Source organism: Sagittula sp., from assembly GCF_052825245.1.
This window is the reverse complement of record NZ_JBRBWD010000026.1, coordinates 50,226-64,411: the sequence shown is the minus strand read 5'-3', so window position 1 is coordinate 64,411 and position 14,186 is coordinate 50,226. Positions and strand designations below refer to the sequence as shown.

At 65.1% G+C, this 14,186-nt stretch carries 15 protein-coding genes and 2 tRNA genes; 9 read left to right on the top strand and 8 right to left on the bottom strand.

The genetic code is table 11. The features are described from left to right. Positions 1 to 156: 156 nt before the first annotated feature. The 3 genes from ACU0DV_RS09495 (at position 157) to ACU0DV_RS09485 (ending at position 1,334) form a co-directional block, all read left to right on the top strand. Positions 157 to 465, top strand: a complete 309-nt coding sequence (locus tag ACU0DV_RS09495) for a hypothetical protein (RefSeq protein ID WP_446242223.1) — start codon at positions 157 to 159, stop codon at positions 463 to 465. A gap of 127 nt (positions 466 to 592) precedes the next feature. After that, entirely contained in the window at positions 593 to 853 is a 261-nt protein-coding gene (locus ACU0DV_RS09490; RefSeq protein ID WP_446242222.1) for a hypothetical protein, read from the top strand. Further along, a complete protein-coding gene (locus ACU0DV_RS09485; protein ID WP_446242221.1) occupies positions 843 to 1,334 on the top strand; it encodes a hypothetical protein in 492 nt (163 codons plus the stop codon). The genes ACU0DV_RS09490 and ACU0DV_RS09485 overlap by 11 nt, the downstream gene beginning before the upstream one ends. A 10-nt stretch (positions 1,335 to 1,344) precedes the next feature. On the opposite strand, the gene ACU0DV_RS09480 is transcribed toward ACU0DV_RS09485, so the two are convergent. From ACU0DV_RS09480 to ACU0DV_RS09465, 4 genes are all read right to left on the bottom strand, one after another. Then, positions 1,345 to 1,590: a hypothetical protein gene (locus tag ACU0DV_RS09480; RefSeq protein WP_446242220.1), complete on the bottom strand. Its 246-nt coding sequence runs from the start codon at positions 1,588 to 1,590 to the stop codon at positions 1,345 to 1,347. A 1,278-nt stretch (positions 1,591 to 2,868) separates the two neighbouring features. Next, positions 2,869 to 2,944, bottom strand: a tRNA-Val gene (locus ACU0DV_RS09475). Between the two features lie 200 nt (positions 2,945 to 3,144). After that, positions 3,145 to 3,219, bottom strand: a tRNA-Val gene (locus ACU0DV_RS09470). A gap of 19 nt (positions 3,220 to 3,238) precedes the next feature. Continuing rightward, positions 3,239 to 3,736 (bottom strand): HU family DNA-binding protein, encoded by a 498-nt coding sequence (locus tag ACU0DV_RS09465; protein ID WP_446242219.1) that lies wholly within the window; start codon positions 3,734 to 3,736, stop codon positions 3,239 to 3,241. Between the two features lie 161 nt (positions 3,737 to 3,897). Here ACU0DV_RS09465 and ACU0DV_RS09460 point away from each other — a divergent pair, with 161 nt between their 5' ends. After that, the gene (locus ACU0DV_RS09460) at positions 3,898 to 4,098 is read left to right on the top strand and encodes a hypothetical protein (protein ID WP_446242218.1); all 201 of its coding nucleotides are present in this window, start codon (positions 3,898 to 3,900) and stop codon (positions 4,096 to 4,098) included. Between the two features lie 173 nt (positions 4,099 to 4,271). On the opposite strand, the gene lon is transcribed toward ACU0DV_RS09460, so the two are convergent. The 3 genes from lon to ACU0DV_RS09445 form a co-directional block, all read right to left on the bottom strand. Beyond that, a complete protein-coding gene (gene lon / locus ACU0DV_RS09455; protein ID WP_446242217.1) occupies positions 4,272 to 6,680 on the bottom strand; it encodes an endopeptidase La in 2,409 nt (802 codons plus the stop codon). A 356-nt stretch (positions 6,681 to 7,036) separates the two neighbouring features. Next, the gene (locus ACU0DV_RS09450) at positions 7,037 to 7,207 is read right to left on the bottom strand and encodes a hypothetical protein (RefSeq protein WP_198521758.1); all 171 of its coding nucleotides are present in this window, start codon (positions 7,205 to 7,207) and stop codon (positions 7,037 to 7,039) included. 121 nt (positions 7,208 to 7,328) lie between these two features. Then, entirely contained in the window at positions 7,329 to 8,423 is a 1,095-nt protein-coding gene (locus ACU0DV_RS09445) for an alkene reductase (RefSeq protein ID WP_446242216.1), read from the bottom strand. A 240-nt stretch (positions 8,424 to 8,663) separates the two neighbouring features. Here ACU0DV_RS09445 and ACU0DV_RS09440 point away from each other — a divergent pair, with 240 nt between their 5' ends. The 5 genes from ACU0DV_RS09440 (at position 8,664) to ACU0DV_RS09420 (ending at position 12,607) form a co-directional block, all read left to right on the top strand. Next, positions 8,664 to 9,206 (top strand): hypothetical protein, encoded by a 543-nt coding sequence (locus ACU0DV_RS09440; protein WP_100930244.1) that lies wholly within the window; start codon positions 8,664 to 8,666, stop codon positions 9,204 to 9,206. Positions 9,207 to 9,419: 213 nt separating this feature from the next. Next, a complete protein-coding gene (locus ACU0DV_RS09435) occupies positions 9,420 to 10,637 on the top strand; it encodes an NAD-dependent epimerase/dehydratase family protein (RefSeq protein ID WP_100930243.1) in 1,218 nt (405 codons plus the stop codon). 2 nt (positions 10,638 to 10,639) lie between these two features. Beyond that, positions 10,640 to 11,017 carry a VOC family protein gene (locus ACU0DV_RS09430; protein ID WP_446242215.1) on the top strand — a complete coding sequence of 126 codons (378 nt, stop codon included), beginning with the start codon at positions 10,640 to 10,642 and terminating at the stop codon, positions 11,015 to 11,017. Next, positions 11,010 to 11,804, top strand: a complete 795-nt coding sequence (locus ACU0DV_RS09425; protein WP_446242214.1) for a glycosyltransferase — start codon at positions 11,010 to 11,012, stop codon at positions 11,802 to 11,804. Before ACU0DV_RS09430 ends, ACU0DV_RS09425 begins: the two co-directional genes overlap by 8 nt. Continuing rightward, the gene (locus ACU0DV_RS09420; RefSeq protein ID WP_446242213.1) at positions 11,801 to 12,607 is read left to right on the top strand and encodes an NAD-dependent epimerase/dehydratase family protein; all 807 of its coding nucleotides are present in this window, start codon (positions 11,801 to 11,803) and stop codon (positions 12,605 to 12,607) included. The genes ACU0DV_RS09425 and ACU0DV_RS09420 overlap by 4 nt, the downstream gene beginning before the upstream one ends. Before the next feature lie 251 nt (positions 12,608 to 12,858). On the opposite strand, the gene tgt is transcribed toward ACU0DV_RS09420, so the two are convergent. Next, positions 12,859 to 13,986 carry a tRNA guanosine(34) transglycosylase Tgt gene (tgt, locus tag ACU0DV_RS09415; protein WP_446242212.1) on the bottom strand — a complete coding sequence of 376 codons (1,128 nt, stop codon included), beginning with the start codon at positions 13,984 to 13,986 and terminating at the stop codon, positions 12,859 to 12,861. Positions 13,987 to 14,186: the final 200 nt, after the last annotated feature.

The following is a 14,186-nucleotide window of genomic DNA, read 5'->3' as shown; positions in this document are numbered from 1 at the left end:
GGCACCCGGTTGTGTGAGCGGGGCTAACATGGGTCAGCGCTGTCCGACGGCACCGGACGTACAAGGAGAGGTGCCTTTCGACCCCCTGCCCCTGGACTCGTCCAGCCTTTGACACGGGCGAGCGACAAGTCGGCGCCCCCTTAGCGGAGATCTTGCATGACCGTGCGATCAACCAGATCTGCAATGACCTTTTCGAACCCGTTCACCCTGCCGGGCTACCCAGACGAACTGCCCGCTGGCACCTACGACACCCTGGTGGTGGAGGAACTGCTGCAGGGATTGAGTTTCGAAGCCTACATACGCATCGCGACATTTCTGGCGGTGTGCGGCAGCGGCCGACACGCCGGTCAGCGCGAACTCCGTCCGACGACAGAAGACGACCTTGAAGAGGTCTTGAGCCAGGATGCGGCTTGGACCGGCACATGCAGCAAGGCGGCGATGTCGCCGCAAGGGGTTGGAAGATGAACACTCCCGAATGGCCCAAACCCGGGGTTTACGGGGTGCTGACCGGCGCGGTCTTCGTCGGCGTCGCAGGCGCTATACATGGGGCGGCTGGGTGACTGGCGGAACCGCGTATGCGAGAGCAATGGAGATGTCCCGAGACGACGTCGTGGCATCGATGGTGCCGGTGTGCCTCGACTTGGCGCGCGCCGACCCGGCGCGGGCAGACAAGCTGGCTACGATCCGGGCCGCCGCCACCTATCAGAAACGCGACGCCCTCATGACCGCCTGCTGGGCTACAATGCCGGGGACGGATGCCCCGAACCGTGACATCGCACTGGCCTGTCTTGCAGCGCTCGACATCGACCGGATGCTTGCGCCCGAAGACAGGGGCGCCCCGAATGAAGGCTAAGGCTCTCGTGTCAGCGCTGTCACCGCAGACGACCGATTTTGAACGACAGGTTCTGGCCCATGACAAAGTGTTGCAGGCCCTGATCGCCTGCAAGGCGCGAACGGAACCCCGCTTCAGCGACCACCTGCGGCAGTGGTTTATCGAGCCGATGCACATGGCCAAGCGCGAACACGACCACCGCGAAACCGACGACTTCGCCGAAGAGTTCATTCGTGCCGTGATGCAGCTTGGAGAGGAAAGCCCGCCCGAGGAGGCGCGAAGTGCTTCGACCGGCAGGGCACCCGTGCCGCCGAAAGCCGACCAGGCCCATGGCATTGCGCTGAACCAGCCGAGGCAGGCGGATGGCGTTCAGGTCAGCGAGAGGACCGGCATCTGGAAGGTGCTGGTCGACGGACAGTTTCGGGGCGATTCCAGCCGGAAGGAACATGCTCTCGCAGCCGCCGCCTTGCACCGGTTGTCCCTCGGATGGCCGATGCCGTGACACCCGCCATTCAGGCTTTCGCGATCTGCGCGGTCTGTCGCGACGATCTGGCGTGAAGCTCGAGTTTCGAGCCGCCCACATTATCTACCGCACGCAAACAGAGGATCTCTGACATGTCTTTCAAGAACTTAATCGCTTGGACCAAGGCGGCACTGAAACCGAAGCCTTCGGAAACCGCCGCCAGACCCATCGAGGCGAACGCAGCCGAATCCGGTGGCACAGAAGCGCCAAAGACGCCCAAAAGATCTTGAAACACGAGAGGGTTATGCGCTCTGTCCGCAAGTTCGGCTGGGCCCACCCGCTCCACCAAGGCGAAGGACCACGAAGATGACAGAGCTGACGAGCAAGACCGTCGCGGTTTTTTTTCGCGGCCATTCACGGTTCCCAGCCTTGCCGAGACGTTCCCGGCGGGAGAGTACGAGATCGAAACGGAGTTGGCTTCGCCCCCTGATCAACTGGATCCTGCGGCTTGGAAAGCCTCGGTTCTGGTAAAACTGCACCCGAGGGCATCGCATCCGGGCCTTGCGAGAACGCTCACCGTTTCCCTTGCCGACCTGGACCGGGCCCGCGCGAGGGACAAGCTGACCGGCAGGGCATTGTCCGAGTTCTTCATTGACGAAATGCTGTCTGACCCGATGGTCCGTCTCGTGATGCAGGCCGACGGGGTCTCCGAGGTTCAGCTGCGGCAGTTCTATTCCGGACGCGCGAATCCGGAACCCGGTGCGACCGGGCCATCGTCGAAGTCGCCCGGTCAAAGTGTGCGAGACAGAGAGGCAATCCGGGCCGCCGAAAACGAAGGCATGCCGACGCATCCGGACACGCCCCCTCCCTTGTGAACCCGTCTGGCGGCGAGAAAGCCATGGTGGCGGTCAGGGCCATTACCGCAGCTACTGCGCCGAACATCAAGATCGCGAAGGCTGCGGGCGATCCAGTTGCGCAGGTTCAGCTTATATGCACCGCCCCGCGCTATCCGGTAACTGCATCATCTTGCCGTCAACTGTCAGCATATTGGGTGCCGAGAAATTCAACCCGGTATGTTGCGGCTGACGGAGAGGGCGAAGCCGTGTCAAGCATGACCTGCTCCCTTTGGAGTCCGCGTTCTTTAGGCTCAGGACCCATTGATTTCGCGTGAGCAGCGTGCTTCAGCGTCTTGCTCCACACCAAACCGGTAATTCATTTGCGCCATTTCCTCGCCGGACATGGGTTAGCGCGGTTGGGCAGCGGGCGTGCCGGTGGTCAGGGCCAGTTCCTGTTCAGCCGCGGTGATCCGGGCCATAAGCTTCGCCACTTCGACGTGATGCCTGCGAGCCGCCTCCCGTCGATCAGCGCCCAACGGGGCACGCAGCTCTGACCTGCCGATGATTCACCGCAGTTCTTTCGGGACCACGATCCGCGAATAGAACCGTCCTTCCCGTTCCAGAAAGTGCCTGGGCTTGCCACCCATCCCAACCCCATTTTGTAACCAACTTTGTAACAGAAAAATGTTGAAACACCCTTGAATACAAGGGTTCTCTTTCATTTCAAGGGGATGGGATGGTGGGTGATGAGAGACTCGAACTCCCGACATCTTCGGTGTAAACGAAGCGCTCTACCAACTGAGCTAATCACCCGCGCCGCGTCGAGATAGACAAAGCGCGGCGTCAGTGCAAGGGGCTCTGTCCGCCCTTTTCGCACCCGCTCTTGCCGCGGCGTCAATCCGGCCCGGAGATCGCTCCGCCCGCAGCGGAGGTTCCGTCAAAGGACGGCAGCACCCAGACCGCCCCATCGCCCAAAAGAAAAAGCGCGTCCGGATGGGACGCGCTTCGAATTCTGGTGGGTGATAAGAGATTTGAACTCCTGACATCTTCGATGTGAACGAAGCGCTCTACCACTGAGCTAATCACCCGGTAGCGGGGCTTTTAGACTCACTCGGCAGCCTGTGCAAGAGGGTCCTGTCCGTTAATTTTATCCTCGTCGGGCTGCCGCAGACGGGCGTTTATGATCTGCCCGTTGCCCGCCTTTTTCATCCGCGTGACCTTCATCTTGCCGAACGGCGCGAGGTTCAGTTCGCGCCCTTCCGAGAGCGCTTCGCCCAGGATCGCAAGCGCCGCCTCGATCGCGGGCTTGGCGTCGCGCTTCTTGATGCCGGAGCGTTCCACCGCGAGGTCGATCAGCTCCTTCTTCCTCAGTTCCGGCTGCGGCACGATGGGGATCTCCTCGACCGTGACCGGCTCCGCCTCGGCAGGCGCGGAGACGGCGGGCGCCTCGGACCGCTTTTCGGCGGCGTCCGCGTGCAGGACCTCCTCGTCCGTGTTCAGGATCCCTGCGGCGGCAGACCCGGATTTGCCGCCGCGCGCCTTCCCGGCAGAGGGCTTGCGTGTGGACTTGGACCGCTCGGCGGCCGGTGCTTTTGCTGTGCTCATGATACCTGTCTCTGCTCGGTGTGCGGCGCCGCAATCACGTGCAGCTGCTCGGTTTGTATCGCGTGAGCCTAGCGCAAACCGCCTCTCGAAGCCAGCGTTTGCTTGACTCGTACAACCATTCCCCGCCAGTTTGACAGAGCAACTTTGTCTGGAGAACGACCATGAAAAGGTACGCTGCCGCGTTCGCCCTTCTCTCTGCCGCCAGCGCCGCGCAGGCCGGCAGTTACGATGCCCCCGCCGATCCGCCGGTCATGCCGCCGGTCATCGTCGAGGACGACGCCGCCGCCAGCAGCATGCCCTCTGCGGGTCTGGTCCTGGGCCTCGCCGCGCTGATCGTCTTCGGCGTCGCCGCCGGGAACTGACGCCGCCCCTGCTCTGCCCCTTCACCCGGCCGCACGCCCAGCGCCCCCGGCCCGAGGGTCCTGTTGCGCCCGGCGCCGCGACAGTCCGCCCAGAAGAGCCCCCGGCAAACCGGACGTGAAAAAGCCCCGACACGCGGTCGGGGCTTTCCTGTTTCAAGCGATCGGGCGGACGCTCAGTGCGCCACGGTGCTCGACACGGTGTCCTCGGACTTGGCCTTGGCTGCCGCCGCCGCTTCCTCCGCCGCCTCGTCCCATTCGATGGGCTCGGGCTTCGACACCAGTGCCTGGCTCAGCACCTCGGACACGTGCTTGACGGGGATGATCTGCAGCCCCTCCTTCACGTTGTCCGGGATCTCCGCCAGATCCTTCTCGTTTTCCTCCGGGATGAACACCGTCTTGATGCCACCGCGCAGGGCCGCGAGCAGTTTCTCCTTCAGGCCGCCGATGGGCATGGCGTTGCCCCGAAGCGAGACCTCGCCCGTCATCGCCACGTCCTTGCGGACCGGGATCTGCGTCAGCACCGACACGATCGACGTCACCATCGCCAGACCGGCAGAGGGACCATCCTTCGGTGTCGCACCGTCCGGCACGTGCACGTGGATGTCGATCTTGTCGAACTTCGTCGGCTTCACCCCGATCTGCGGGGAAATCGAACGCACGTAGGAAGACGCCGCATCGATCGACTCCTTCATCACGTCGCCCAGTTTCCCGGTGGTCTTCATCCGGCCCTTGCCCGGCAGCTTCAGCGCCTCGATGTGCAGGAGGTCGCCGCCGACAGAGGTCCAGGCCAGCCCGGTGACGACACCGATCTGGTTCTCTTCCTCCGCCAACCCGTAACGGTGCTTCCGGACGCCCAGGAATTCGTCGAGGTTGTCCGCCGAAACGACCACCTTCTCCGCTTCCTTCTTGACGATCTTCGTCACCGCCTTGCGGGCAAGCTTTGCCACCTCGCGTTCAAGGTTCCGGACGCCGGCCTCCCGCGTGTAGTAGCGGATGATGTCGGTCAGCGCGCTGTCCTCGACCACGAACTCGGACTTCTTCAGACCGTGGTTCTTGGTCACCTTGTCCAACAGGTGCCGCTTGGCGATCTCCAGCTTCTCGTCCTCGGTGTACCCCGAGAGAGAGATGATCTCCATCCGGTCGAGCAGCGGCCCGGGCATGTTGTAGCTGTTGGCCGTGGTCACGAACATCACGTTCGACAGGTCGTATTCCACCTCAAGATAGTGGTCCACGAAGGTCGCGTTCTGTTCGGGGTCCAGCACCTCCAGCATGGCCGAAGCCGGGTCGCCACGGAAGTCCTGCCCCATCTTGTCGATCTCGTCGAGCAGGATGAGCGGGTTCGTGGTCTTCGCCTTCTTCAGCGCCTGGATGATCTTGCCCGGCATGGAGCCGATGTAGGTCCGGCGGTGGCCGCGGATCTCGGATTCGTCACGCACGCCACCGAGGCTGATGCGGATGAACTCGCGGCCCGTGGCCTTCGCCACCGACTTGCCCAGTGACGTCTTGCCGACACCCGGAGGGCCGACGAGGCAAAGGATCGGGCCCTTCAGCTTCTGGCTCCGCGCCTGCACGGCGAGGTACTCGACGATCCGCTCCTTCACCTTCTCAAGCGAGTAGTGATCGTGGTCGAGGATCTCCTGCGCCTTGTTCAGGTCCTTCTTCACGCGCGACTTGGTGCCCCACGGAATGGACAGCATCCAGTCGAGGTAGTTGCGCACGACGGTCGCCTCGGCGGACATGGGCGACATGTTGCGCAGCTTCTTGAGCTCCGCGTCGGCCTTTTCCCGGGCTTCCTTCGACAGCTTGGTGTTCTCGATCTTCTCTTCGAGCTCGGCGATTTCGCCCTCGCCGTCCTCGCCATCGCCGAGTTCCTTCTGAATGGCCTTCATCTGCTCATTCAGGTAGTACTCGCGCTGGGTCTTCTCCATCTGGCTCTTGACGCGGGTCTTGATCTTCTTCTCGACCTGCAGGACGGACATCTCCCCCTGCATCAGGCCATAGACCTTCTCCAGCCGCTCGCTGATCGAGAGCGTCTCAAGCAGTTCCTGCTTCTGGCCCACTTCCACGCCGAGGTGCCCGGCCACGAGGTCGGCCAGCTGCGCCGGTTCGGTCGCTTCGCTGACGGCGGCCAGCGCCTCTTCGGGGATGTTCTTCTTGACCTTGGTGTAGCGTTCGAATTCCTCTGCCACGGTGTGGGTCAGGGCCTCGATCGCGGCGAGGTCGCCGGGCATCTCGGTCAGGTACTCGGCCTTCGCCTCGAAGAAGTTCTCGTTCTCGATGTACTCGACGATGCGCACACGGCTCTGGCCTTCCACCAGCACCTTCACGGTGCCGTCGGGCAGCTTCAGAAGTTGCAGGACATTCGCCAGCACGCCCGCCTTGTAGATGCCGGAGGTTTCCGGGTCGTCGATCGCGGGATCGATCTGGCTGGCAAGCAGGATCTGCTTGTCGTCGTTCATCACCTCTTCCAGTGCGCGCACGGATTTCTCGCGGCCCACGAAAAGGGGCACGATCATGTGCGGGAACACGACGATGTCGCGCAGCGGCAGCACCGGGTAAGATGGATTGAGTGGCTGTTTCATGCTCGCGTTTTCCTGGTTCTTGGCAAGACGGCAGAGCCCCGCATCGCGGCAACTTGCGCCGTCTCCGGTCAGAACACACTACATGTGCCGCCTGACCCCGGATTTCAAGCAACCCGGGCCGGCCCAAGGTGTGTGGCGCTCAGTGTGACCCTGCCCGCCCGTTTCCGCAAGCCGGGTTTTCGGGCCAAAGTGAACGATGCACGGCCATGCCGGCACGGCGGTTCAAAATTCCGTCATGACGCGGCCGGCGCCCGCACCCGCGCTTCAAACCCGCCCGCAAAACGACAAAAGGCCGGTGCGGCGCATTCCGCGCCCCCGGCCCCTGCCCCGAACGAAAGACTGACTGAAGACCGGCCTCAGCCGTCCTTCTGCGCGTCCGCCTCACGGGCGGCCTTCATGCGTGCCAGAAGCTCCGCCTTGCTGGGTGCGCCACCGCGGGCGTCCTTGCCCTGCGGCGCGTCCTTGTGCCCGTCGTAGCGCGGCGCGCCCTTGGCTGCCTTGCCCTTGCCGGATTTCCCGTAGTCCATGAACGTTCTCCTGATCGTCGTCACCGGCGCGAGACCCGACTCACGCATGACGATCCAGCCCCCATCTTGCAGGATGGGGACCGGATGCAAGGGCTATTTGCCCCCGTTTGTGCCTGTGCGCTTACGCGGCCTCGTCGCGCAGGGCCGGATAATCCGTGTACCCCTCGCGGCCACCGCCGTAATAGGTGGACGGATCGCCCTCGTTCAGCTCCGCACCGACGCGCAGACGCTCCGCCAGGTCGGGGTTGGCGATATAGGGCCGTCCGAAGGCCACCAGATCGGTCAGGTCCCCTGCAACACGCTCCACGGCCATATCGCGGTCATACCCGTTGTTGCCCATCCAGACGCCGTCGAAGCGGTCCTTCAGCGCCTTCAGGTCGACACCTTCCGGCAGGTCGCGCGGCCCGCCCGTCTGGCCCTCGATCATGTGCAGATACGCCAGCCCGCGGCCCGAGACGAAATCGACGAGGAACGCGCCCAGCGCCTTCGGATCGCTGTCGGTGGCGCCGTTCGCAGCGGAATAGGGCGAAAGGCGCAGACCCACATGCGCGGCATCCCATGCGCCGACAACCGCATCCAGCACCTCGCCCAGCAAGCGCGCGCGGTTCTCGAAAGTTCCGCCATAGGCGTCGTCACGCTTGTTCGGGCCATCCTTCAGGAACTGGTCGATCAGGTAGCCGTTGGCGCCATGCACCTCGACACCGTCGAAACCGGCGGCCTTCGCGTTGACCGTCGCCTTGCGGAAATCCTCCACGATGCGGGGCAGCTCATCGGTCTCCAGCGCGCGCGGCACCGAGACAGCGACCATCTGCTCGCCGTCGAAGGTCTGCACACCCTCGGCCTGCACCGCAGAGGGGGCCACCGGCGCCTTGCCATCTTCCTGCAGGGACGTGTGGCTGATCCGGCCCACGTGCCACAGCTGCAGGACGATCTTGCCGCCCTCCGCATGCACCGCGTCCGTCACCTTCTTCCACTGGGCGACCTGCTTCTCGCTGTGGATGCCCGGGGTCCAGGCATAGCCCTTGCCCTCCGGCGAAATCTGCGTCGCCTCGGTGATGATCAGACCGGCGCCCGCGCGCTGCGCGTAGTAATCGGCGTGCATGTCCATAGGCGCGTCGTCTTCCATCGCACGGTTCCGGGTCAGCGGCGCCATGACGATGCGGTTCTTGAGGTCCATGGCCCCAACCTTGATCGGGTCGAACAGGCTCTTGCTCATGAGAGGCTCCTTTCGGTTTCGTCGTTAAGACGTGTGCCGCCCAATGCTGCACCGCAACGAAACGTTCCCCCTTACCTGCGGACAGGCCCTGTGCCGTGGCGCGCACAAGAACGCGACCGGCGCGGCCGAAGCCCCGGCTTTGTGGCAGGACCAAACCGTGATAGGCTCCGCTCCATTCTGATTAAGCATCGCTGTGCGTCCGGCCTTTTCCGGGCGACTGTTTAACGAGGAGTTTTGCAAGTGGCATTCAAGATCGCGAACGACGTCAAACCGATGAAGAACTACCGCAACTGGGGCGAATTCGTCGGCTACAAGGGCAACGGCATCCACCCCACCTGCTGCATCGGACGCTTCAGCTTTTCCAACGCCATCAGCGCGACGGTGTTTTCCTATCTCAACCAGAAATCCGACGTGCCGCTCGACGGCGCCATCGCCGCGGTCGTGAGCATCGAGACGCAGATGAGCAAGACCGGCGCGCTGGCCGACAGCGTCAAGCTCACGCCGCTGGATGCCTTGGCGGCCGTCGTGCCAGCCGCGAAGGTGGCGCAGGTCGGCCAGAAGATCACCTCCGGCCTCGGGTCGGCAACCATGGCGATGCAGGTGGACGACGAGGCGAAGCACCACGCCAACAACCCGCTGAACCCCCACACGCCCAAAAGCGGCGGGGGCACATGGACCGGCGGCACCCTTGCAGACGAATACGCCACCTTCGCGGTGCTCTTCTGGAAGAAGGTGCCGACCTACGGCCCCTGCTACCGGATCGGAACGCACTACAGTTCCTGACACCAGCTGCACGCCGGGCGATGGGCTGCGCGCCCTCCGCGCGTCCCGCCCCTGCGGAAATTGATGCAGCCAAACGTGTATCAATTTACCGCCAAACCCCGGCGTTTCAGCGGATTGACGCCCATTTTACTGCATCAATCACCACAAAAGTTTCATTTTACTCCCCCGGGCCCCATCGTTAACAGGACACGCAAACAACACGGGACCCTCATCATGCGCATCGCGATCCTCGGCGGCGACGGCTTTGTCGGCTGGCCCACCGCCCTCCATCTCTCCAACGCCGGACACGAGGTGCACATCCTCGACAACCTCTCCCGCCGCTGGATCGACACGGAGCTGGGGGTGCAGTCGCTGACGCCCATGGACTCCATCCAGGAACGCTGCCGCATCTGGAAGCAGACCTCCGGCGAAACCATCCGCTTCCATCTGCTCGACCTCGCCAAGGAGTACGAGCGGCTGAAACAGTGGCTGGCCGAGCACAAGCCCGACGCCATCATCCACTTCGCCGAACAGCGCGCCGCGCCCTATTCGATGAAGACCGACCGCCACAAGGTCTACACGGTCAACAACAACACCAACGCCACGCACAACCTGCTGGCCGCGATGGTGGAGGCCGCCCCCGACGCCCACCTCGTTCACCTCGGCACCATGGGCGTCTACGGCTACTCCTCCGTCGGTGCGCCGATCCCCGAGGGCTACCTCGACGTGCAGATCGACACGCCCTCCGGCCCGAAAGAGCAGGAGATCCTCTATCCCACGCGCCCCGGCTCGGTCTACCACATGACCAAGTCGCTCGATCAGATCCTCTTCCAGTTCTACGCCCAGAACGACGGGCTCCGGATCACCGACCTGCATCAGGGCATCGTCTGGGGCACCCACACCGACCAGACCCGGCGGCACGAGCAGCTCATCAACCGCTTCGACTACGACGGCGACTACGGCACCGTGCTGAACCGCTTCCTCATCCAGGCCGCCATCGGCTACCCGCTCACCGTGCACGGCACCGGCGGGCAGACCCGCGCCTTCATCCACATTCAGGACAGCGTGCGCTGCGTCGAGCTGGCGCTTCAGGACGCCCCCGCGCAGGGCGACCGGGTGAAGATCTTCAACCAGATGACCGAGACCCACCGCGTCCGCGACCTCGCCCAGCTTGTGGCAAGGCTCACCGGCGCCGAGGTCATGAACCTGCCCAACCCGCGCAAGGAAGCCGCCGAGAACGACCTGATCGTCAAGAACGACCAGTTCCTCGCTCTGGGTCTGAACCCGACCACCCTCGCCGAGGGCCTGCTGTCCGAGGTCGTCGACGTGGCGAAGAAATACGCCCACCGGATCGACCGCTCCCGCGTGCCCGCCGTCTCCGCCTGGACCAAGGACATCGCCCGCACCGTCGACCACGACCCCGAGGGCGCGCGCCTGAAATCGGTGTCCTGAGCATGCTCACCCTCGACCACGTGGTGATCCATGTCACCGACTGGGACCGCTCCACGGCCTTCTACCGCGACGTGATGGGGGCAGAGGTCGTGCCGCGCGGCGCGGGCGTGGCCTTCCGCTTCGGGGCCCAGCAGATCAACTGCCACGGCCCCGGGGTAGAGGCTGCCCCCCTCGCCCGCGTGCCCGTCCCCCCGGGCGGCACCGACCTCTGCTTTGCCTGGGACGGCACGGCAGAGGCCGCACAGACGCACCTCGAGGCGCACGGTGTCACCGTCGAACTGGGCCCCGTGCCGCGCAACGGCGCGCGCGGGCCGGGCACCAGCCTCTACTTCCGCGACCCCGACGGCACCCTCCTGGAATTCATCTGCTACGATGCGTAACGCCTACGTCACCCTCGTCACCAACGCCGACTTCGCGCTGGGCGCAGGCGCGCTGCTCCATTCGCTCGCCCAGACCGGCACAAGGGCCGACCGCGTCGTCCTCCACACCGAGGGCGTGCCCGACGCGGCCCTTGCCCCCCTCAAGGCTCAAGGCGCCCGCCTCGTGCCGGTCGACCACCTGCCCACCTCCGACGCCTTCAAGGCCGCGCACGCCAAGGGGCAGATCCACGGCCGCAACCCCTTCACCAAGGGCGAGAAGCCGGCCTTCCACACGCCGCTCGACAACTTCTGCAAGCTGCGCCTCTGGCAGCTGCCCTACGACCGCGTCGTCTTCCTCGACGCCGACGCGCTGGCGATCCGCAACATCGACGCGCTCTTCGACTATCCCGAGTTCTGCGCCGCCCCGAACGTCTACGAGTCACTCTCCGACTTCCACCGCCTGAACTCCGGCGTCTTTACTGCCCGCCCGTCCGAGGCCACGTTCCAGCACTTGCTCGAAACGCTCGACGCCCCCGGCGCCTTCTGGAAGCGCACCGACCAGACCTTCCTCGAAACGTACTTTCCCGACTGGCACGGCCTGCCCGTGACCTTCAACATGCTGCAATACGCATGGTTCAACCTGCCCGGCCTCTGGCACTGGCCCAGTGTGAAGGTCATCCACTACCAGTACGAGAAGCCCTGGCAGGACCACGCCAAGGCCGAACGCCTCCGCCCGCTGATCGACCTCTGGCACGCCTATGCGCGTGGCGAACGCCCCGACCTCGACGCCCTGAAGGACCCGGCGTGATCGCGCTGACCGGCGCCACGGGCCTCGTCGGCCGCTGGCTCCTGCCGCTGGCCGACCTGACGCTGGGCCGCACGGCGGGCCCCCGTCCGCACCGGCCCTACGACCTGACCGGCCCCGCGCCCGACCTCCGCGGTGTCACCACCCTGATCCACGCCGCCTTCTCCCATGTGCCGGGGAAGTACCGGGGCGGCGAAGGTGACGATCCGCAGGGCTTCCTGACCGCGAACCTCGACGGCACCCGGCGCCTGTTTGACGCCGCCGCCGATGCGGGCGTGGAACGCGTCCTGTTCCTCTCCTCCCGCGCGGTCTTCGACGGGATGCCCCCGGGCACGCCCTTGCCGGAAACCCGGCCGCCCGAACCCCGCTCCCTCTACGGGCAGGTCAAGCTGCAGGCAGAAGAGCATCTCGCCACCCTGCCCGTGACCGGCCTCAGCCTGCGCGCCACCGGCATCTACGGCCCCGGCGCCGATCACAAGTGGCAGGGCCTCTTCGCCGACTACCTCGCCGGACGGCCCGTCGCGCCCCGCCGCGCGACAGAGGTGCACGGCGCCGACCTCGCCGCCGCCGTCCGCCTCCTGCTGACCGAAACGACCGCGGGCCCGGTCCACGTCTCCGACCTGCTCCTCGACCGCCACGACCTGCTGGCAGAGGTGAAGCGCCTGACCGGCTGCCCGCATCCCCCGCCGCCGCGCGCCACCGATCCTGTCAGCGCGCTGGAGTGCGCCCGCCTGACGGCGCTCGGCTGGCAGCCGGGCGGGATGGCGCGTCTGCGCGCCGATCTGCCGTCCATGCTGGGCGCCTGATCCGCGCGCAAAATCCGGCCTTGCCCGAAAAGGTTACCAACCGGCCGGTTCGGACCCCTGAAACGGCCGGTTCACCAGTAATATCCGGTAAATACGCGGAATACGCCGTTAACCCGCTGTGTCCGCTTCGGTCGCCGCCACAACATCTGGCACCGCATCGCGCACAGAACGCGCGCCCCCGGGCATGACGGCGCGCTGAGGCACCGAGATCACCGGCCCGAAACCCGCCTTAACGAGGTATCAATCCGGGGTTAAAGCCGCTCGATATCCCCAAGCGCCTCGCCCTCGTGGAACGCAGCCTCGAACGCCGCAAAGCGCCCTTCGGCAATCGCCGCCCGCATCCCGGCCATAAGCTCCTGATAGTAATGGAGGTTGTGCCAGGTCAGCAGCATCCCGGCGATCATCTCCTTCGCCCGGACGACGTGATGCAGGTAGGCCCGCGAATAGCTCCGGCAGCAGGGACAGTTGCACCCCTCCTCCAGCGGCCGCGGGTCCTCCGCATGGCGCGCGTTGCGCAGGTTCACCTGCCCCCGCCGCGTCCAGGCCTGCCCGGTCCGCCCGGACCGCGAGGGCAGCACGCAATCCATCATGTCGATGCCGCGCGCCACGGCCCCCACAATATCTGCCGGTTTTCCGACACCCATCAGGTAACGCGGCTTGTCGTCCGGCAGCATTCCGGGCGCGAAATCGAGGCAGCCGAACATCGCTTCCTGCCCTTCGCCCACGGCCAGACCGCCGATCGCATAGCCGTCGAAACCGATGTTAACCAAAGCTTGCGCCGATTCTTCCCGCAGGTCGCGCTCCAGCCCGCCCTGCTGGATGCCGAACAGCATGTGCCCCGGCCGGTCGCCGAAAGCCTCGCGCGACCGCGCCGCCCACCGCATCGACAGCCGCATCGACTCCTCCAGCCGCGCGCGGTCGGCGGGCAGCGCCGGGCACTCGTCGAAGGCCATGACGATGTCGGACCCCAGAAGCCGTTGAATCTCCATCGAAGTCTCGGGCGACAGCATGTGCTTGGAACCGTCCACATGGCTGCGGAAGGTCACGCCCTCCTCGGTCAGCTTGCGCAGATCCGACAGGCTCATCACCTGGAAGCCGCCCGAATCCGTCAGAATCGGCCGCTCCCAGTTCATGAAGCGATGCAGACCCCCAAGTTTTGCGACCCTCTCGGCCCCGGGCCGCAACATCAGGTGGTAGGTGTTGCCCAACAGGATGTCCGCGCCGGTCTCGCGCACGCTTTCGGGCATCATGCCCTTCACCGTCGCGGCGGTGCCCACGGGCATGAAGGCCGGCGTGCGGATATCGCCGCGCGGGGTGCGGATCACGCCGGTCCGCGCGCGCCCGTCACGGGCGTTCAGTTCGAAGGATGTCAGTGCCATGCGCGTTCCCATACTGCCCCCGCAGATCAAACGCCAGCCCGCCATGGGCGCTGGTTAACGAAGACCTGACCAAGCGCATTCCGGTTAACCTTTGCCCACCGCGCGCAGCCGTTCCGACCGGGTGACGAAAGCGCCGCACGGCGGCCCTGAAAGCGCCCGAAATCATGGTTACACCCACCTTCGAACCACCTTGCCCCGCG

Excerpts from the sequence above, each read along its gene's own strand:
- ACU0DV_RS09485 (WP_446242221.1), top strand. The coding sequence starts at position 843 with ATGAAGGCTAAGGCTCTCGTGTCAGCGCTGTCACCGCAGACGACCGAT.
- ACU0DV_RS09425 (WP_446242214.1), top strand. The coding sequence starts at position 11,010 with ATGCGTAACGCCTACGTCACCCTCGTCACCAACGCCGACTTCGCGCTG.
- ACU0DV_RS09435 (WP_100930243.1), top strand. The coding sequence starts at position 9,420 with ATGCGCATCGCGATCCTCGGCGGCGACGGCTTTGTCGGCTGGCCCACC.
- lon (WP_446242217.1), bottom strand. The coding sequence starts at position 6,680 with ATGAAACAGCCACTCAATCCATCTTACCCGGTGCTGCCGCTGCGCGAC.
- ACU0DV_RS09465 (WP_446242219.1), bottom strand. The coding sequence starts at position 3,736 with ATGAGCACAGCAAAAGCACCGGCCGCCGAGCGGTCCAAGTCCACACGC.
- ACU0DV_RS09430 (WP_446242215.1), top strand. The coding sequence starts at position 10,640 with ATGCTCACCCTCGACCACGTGGTGATCCATGTCACCGACTGGGACCGC.
- ACU0DV_RS09445 (WP_446242216.1), bottom strand. The coding sequence starts at position 8,423 with ATGAGCAAGAGCCTGTTCGACCCGATCAAGGTTGGGGCCATGGACCTC.
- tgt (WP_446242212.1), bottom strand. The coding sequence starts at position 13,986 with ATGGCACTGACATCCTTCGAACTGAACGCCCGTGACGGGCGCGCGCGG.
- ACU0DV_RS09495 (WP_446242223.1), top strand. The coding sequence starts at position 157 with ATGACCGTGCGATCAACCAGATCTGCAATGACCTTTTCGAACCCGTTC.
- ACU0DV_RS09490 (WP_446242222.1), top strand. The coding sequence starts at position 593 with ATGTCCCGAGACGACGTCGTGGCATCGATGGTGCCGGTGTGCCTCGAC.
- ACU0DV_RS09460 (WP_446242218.1), top strand. The coding sequence starts at position 3,898 with ATGAAAAGGTACGCTGCCGCGTTCGCCCTTCTCTCTGCCGCCAGCGCC.
- ACU0DV_RS09450 (WP_198521758.1), bottom strand. The coding sequence starts at position 7,207 with ATGGACTACGGGAAATCCGGCAAGGGCAAGGCAGCCAAGGGCGCGCCG.